The organism is Syntrophorhabdales bacterium (genome assembly GCA_035541455.1).
Classification (GTDB): Bacteria; Desulfobacterota; Syntrophorhabdia; order Syntrophorhabdales; family WCHB1-27; genus JADGQN01.
Map to the genome: position 1 here is coordinate 1 of DATKNH010000047.1, position 3,616 is coordinate 3,616.

The following is a 3,616-nucleotide window of genomic DNA, read 5'->3' on the forward strand; positions in this document are numbered from 1 at the left end:
TATTCCTGCCCGCAATAGATGCGCTTGAAAGGCGAACCTACGGGCGGAAAAAGATAAACGCACGGCGATACCTCGCCGTTAGAGGCGATGTACAGATTACCTAGCGGATTCTCATCACATACCGCCACGTCAGTAGCGACCGAAGACGGCATTCTAACCTTCACTCCGAGCCTTTGAGCTTCGGTAGAGAGTCGAGCGAACATTTCTTCGTAGCGCGCTTCACCTGAAGTACAGCTGAAAATCTTCTGTTGATCCTGCCAGTCGCTCCCTATTTGAATAATATTCAGGAGGACGATCTCTTTAACTCCCAACTCGTGAGCCAATGCGGGTAAACCTTCCAACTCTGAAAGGTTATCCTGAAGCATCAGAAATACCAGGTGCATCCTGGGTCTTTCCAGCTTCTTCCGGGCCTTCACCTCCTGGAACCATCTGATCCCCTGAAAGATAGCATTTAGATCAGAGTTGACCCTGATTCTGTTATGGACCTGAGGCGCAACTCCTGCGAGCGAGAAACCCACAAAATCAAGACCCGCGCCTATCAGTTCAACGATGCGTTGCTGCGTCAAACCCACACCGCTGGTGACAAAACCGACCTCGGGCCCCTCTGCTTTTACAAGGCGCACACATTCTGCAAGGTTCTTGTGCAGGAGCGACTCGCCCCACCCTTCAAGCACAACGGTTTCGACATCATTGAGGTAGGGCAATACCTTTCTGAAATCATCCAGTGCCATCTCCTCATAGTGCCAGTCGACAGCGCACACACGGACACACATGCGGCATTCGAGGGGACAGCGGGTTGTAAGTTCAATCTGCCACGCAGAAAATCGCTTCTGCTTCTTTTTTCTCCGGAATCGCCCTATCAAGTCCTCAATCACGGCTGTCTACAGTCTCTCCAGTAGTGTTTGAATTGAGCTCTTGGTCTCAGCCGAGCGTACACACGTTACATGAGAGAGAAAAGGAACCGCTCCCCACTTTGTTTTGAAGAAGGTCACACCTTCACTGATTCCAAGGCCCAGATTAACATACTTCTTGCCCATTGCCCTTGCATCGCTGATGATCCGTGAAAGGAGGAGATCGGAAGTGCCTGGCACATGAGCGACAGGCGAGCGGAAGCTGAAGAGATAAAAGGCGTACTCTTTCGAGCCGTATTCTGCCACGTCGAAAGCAATAATGTCCCCCTTTGCATTTCGCGCCTCCAGCACCCGGGCCGACTCGCAGTGCGCAACATAATCCGGTATCCTCTCGAAGATGTACCGCGTACCTTCATCGATGGTGTGGCTGCTCACGAACTGTTCTATAAGGGTTGTCTGCTCGCGCGTGACAGCCTTGCTCTGCATCACTTCTACGTCTCTGCTCGCTCTCCTCAGGCTGTTTCGCAGTTTCTGCGACACCGTCAAGGACTCCAACTCTATTCTGTAATACATATCCGGTGCTTGTAACACGCCGGCAATGTCTTTGGGAAGATGAGGCGCAGTAATCGATACCCTATGCCATTTTGATCGGCTCGTAATCCGATCGAGCACTTTCTGCAGCTTTTTATCGCTGTCCTGATTCTTGAGGGGATATCCCACCAGGATGATTTCGTCTTCTTTTTCATAAACGAGAAAGTCCCCCATCAGGCGCGGCTCCGACGCTGAAATCGCAGAGACATACTCTGGTACATGCTCCGGCACGTACGCGTATTCCCATATGAATCTGCGCTCAGCCTGGGTGATCATCCTATGACCTGCCTAACCGCGTAGCCTTCGCTTTCGAAGCGCTTCAGGATTCCCGGCACATGCGAGGTGCCGACAAAGGCAAGCGCCCCACCCTCTTGCGCAAAAGGCTTCATTCTTTCGAAAAGCACGGGGTCCCGATCGTCAAGAATCGACTCACACCGTGTGGGAAAACGCAGCGGCGAATTAAGCATCTCGCCCAGGTTTCCCTGGAGAAACAACTTTACGAAGCGGTCGGCATACTGGTCCCAGAGATCTATTTGATTCATGTACTGCACAATACCTTCGAAAGGGATACCATCCAGCGCCCGAAGCTGGTCATCGATTGTTTCCAGGAAGTGGATCTGCTTGCCAAGGCGGCGGGCGAGCTGGTACGCCTCCATGTCCATCGAATGCTTCCATCCTTTTGTCCTCACATACGCAGACCATGTGGCAAAGAAAGCCATCCAGGGTCGGGCTCCCCGTGCGTGTGTTTCCAGAAAATTCTGCCGTACCTGCCGGATGAGCCCGAGACCTGTGGCAGACTGACTCACAGCGAGACCAGCTAAACGGTCATTGATCTTCTTAGCTGCTTCAGGACGTATCGCATCTACGACCGAACGTGTACCGTCCCCATCAAGGCCATACTCTGCGACCCTTTTCATGCTCTCGGCATCAAGAGGGCCCTCAAAAAGGATTGTGTCAGCATTCCTTATTTCTGTAGTAAGCTGTCGCTTGAAACCGTACCGAAAGAAGTGAGCGGAGCCTACAAGACACGAGGTGCGACCGTCGCGCTCAAGCCGCCACAGCATCCGTAACGGTCTTTTCCACATCATAACTTATCTCCGAGCAGACGTATCAGGGGGTTGACTTTTGCCCTTGTATATTTTCTCTCGCAGAACTGATACGTAAGAAAAGGAGCGCCGCCCCATTTCTCTTTGAACCTCCTGATTCCAGCATTCACACCCAGCCCGAGGTTGATATGCTGTTTCTTCTCTCGCTTTGCTGACTCGATCATCTCGAGGAAAAGCAGGTCCGATGCGTGCGCCACGTAATGCTTTCGCGAGTAGCACCCCACCACGTACGTGGCAAATACCTTCGCGGACAGATCGACGACAAAGAGCGCAGAAAGCCCGCCATTACTATCGTACGCAGCCAATACTTCCGCAGCGGAGCAGGCGGCAACGTAGTCAGGCATTGCCCTGTAGAGCTCACGGATCATCGGCGGCACTGTTTTCCTCTTCAGGAACTCTTTGATAAGCGCAGCATGCTTTTTCGAGAAGTTCCCGGAGCGCTCGACGCGCAGTACGGATGCCGCTTTCTGTGCCTGCCGCAGCAGAGATGCCGGATGCGGGGCATCGACGTCAATCCGGTAGTAATTGTCGCTCTGCTGCTCCGTGCTTCCATGCAGTATGGCCGAGGGGATCCGAGGCCCTACAAACCAGAGGTACTCCGGCCGAAATGCAGCGAGCGCTCTCTCAACTGCGGCTACGCACGTAGTTTCAGAACAATCTTCGGACAGGGGATAGCCGACAAAGATAAGCCAGTTCTCCTTTGCAAAGCTGAGATAGTCGTCGCTCAAAAAAGCTTCGCCTTTGGAGACCGGACCCATGAGCCCGGGAATGTGCTCAGGAATATACGCAGTATCAAGAACGTAGCGCTCCTCATCGCGCGTCAGCATGCTTAAATTGTAGCGCAGCGCCGTGGCCTCGTCTACAGGTGTGACACAAATCCTAAATTCAAATATCCAAGTCCTAAACAACATCGAATGACCAAAATTGCAAGCCGATGCCAACAACAAGACAGTTTTTTGTTTGAGGCATTTGATATTTGGACTTGTTTGGGATTTCGACGTTAGGATTTTGAGATTCCGCGCGTTTGCGCAGAAGTGGTATACTATCTCGTCATGGCCGAAGAGATTA

At 52.3% G+C, this 3,616-nt stretch carries 4 protein-coding genes; all 4 read right to left on the reverse strand.

Translation table 11 applies throughout. From position 1 onward, the window contains the following. Positions 1–875: radical SAM protein (locus tag VMT71_05430; GenBank protein ID HVN23391.1), on the reverse strand; the 875-nt coding region annotated here is incomplete at its 3' end. 6 nt (positions 876–881) lie between these two features. Continuing rightward, a complete protein-coding gene (locus tag VMT71_05435) occupies positions 882–1,718 on the reverse strand; it encodes a hypothetical protein (GenBank protein HVN23392.1) in 837 nt (278 codons plus the stop codon). Beyond that, positions 1,715–2,530, reverse strand: coding sequence for a TraB/GumN family protein (locus VMT71_05440; GenBank protein HVN23393.1), 816 nt, complete (start codon positions 2,528–2,530; stop codon positions 1,715–1,717). The genes VMT71_05435 and VMT71_05440 overlap by 4 nt, the downstream gene beginning before the upstream one ends. Beyond that, on the reverse strand, positions 2,527–3,375 hold the full coding sequence (locus VMT71_05445) for a hypothetical protein (protein ID HVN23394.1): 849 nt from the start codon (positions 3,373–3,375) through the stop codon (positions 2,527–2,529). The genes VMT71_05440 and VMT71_05445 overlap by 4 nt, the downstream gene beginning before the upstream one ends. Positions 3,376–3,616 lie beyond the last annotated feature (241 nt).